Source organism: Albidovulum sediminicola, assembly GCF_025751575.1.
Lineage (GTDB): Bacteria > Pseudomonadota > Alphaproteobacteria > Rhodobacterales > Rhodobacteraceae > Albidovulum > Albidovulum sediminicola.
Genome location: NZ_JAOWLA010000065.1, coordinates 1 through 931 on the forward strand (window position 1 = coordinate 1; position 931 = coordinate 931).

The following is a 931-nucleotide window of genomic DNA, read 5'->3' on the forward strand; positions in this document are numbered from 1 at the left end:
CAGTATTGCGACCCACGGTCGGAATGGTGAACCAGGCCCGGCGCGGGGTTGCGAGCCACCAGAGCACGGCGCAGGGCTTCGACCGCCAGGTTGCGCTTCAGGCGATCACTCGTGGCCCAACCGACGACGCGCCGCGAGAAGAGGTCCAGAACGATGGCGAGGTAGAGCCAGCCCTCGGCCGTCCAGATGTAGGAGATGTCCGCCCCCCACTTTCTGTCCGGGCCGTCCGCCGTGAAGTCCTGCGCAACCAGATTGGGCGCGACCGGCCAGGCATGTTCACTGTCCGTCGTCCGTTTGAAGCGCCGTTTCTGCCGCGCGATCAACCGGTTCTCTCGCATCAGCCGCGCCGTGCGATGCCGCCCGATCTCGTGGCCCTCGTCGACGAGATCGCGGTGCATGCGCGGGCTGCCATAGGTGCCGTTCGACAGCGCGAAGGCGGTGCGGATATGGGCCAGATAGGACATGTCCTGCTGCTGACGGCGACAGGCCGGACGTTCCTGCCAGGCGAAGAAGCCGCTCTGGCTGACACCCAGAACACGGCACATCCGGCTGATCGGGAAGCTGGCCTTCTCTGCATCGATGAAGGCGAACTTCACCGATTTCCCTCCCTCGCGAAGAAGGCCGCGGCTTTTTTTAGGATGTCGCGCTCTTGCTTCAGGACCGCATTCTCTCGTCGCAGCCGCTTCAACTCCGCGTGCAGATCGAGCGTTGCCTCACTTGGCTCACAAACATCGCGCTCCCGGCTCAGCCACCGCGTCAGCGTCGATAACCCGACGCCCAGATCCTCCGCGATCTCACGCCGTGTCCGGCCGCTGGTCAGTGCCAACCGAACCGCTTCACGACGAAACTCCGGCGTCGGCCTGTTTCCGTTTCCCATAGAACACCTCCTGGTTCCTCAGTTGGTGCTCTCCACATTTTCCGGGCAAGTCCA

Annotated in this window: 1 pseudogene; it reads right to left on the reverse strand. The window is 64.0% G+C overall.

What is annotated here, in order from left to right:
- A pseudogene (locus OE647_RS20110) lies at window positions 1–877 on the reverse strand (IS3 family transposase); the annotation flags it as partial.
- Window positions 878–931: the final 54 nt, after the last annotated feature.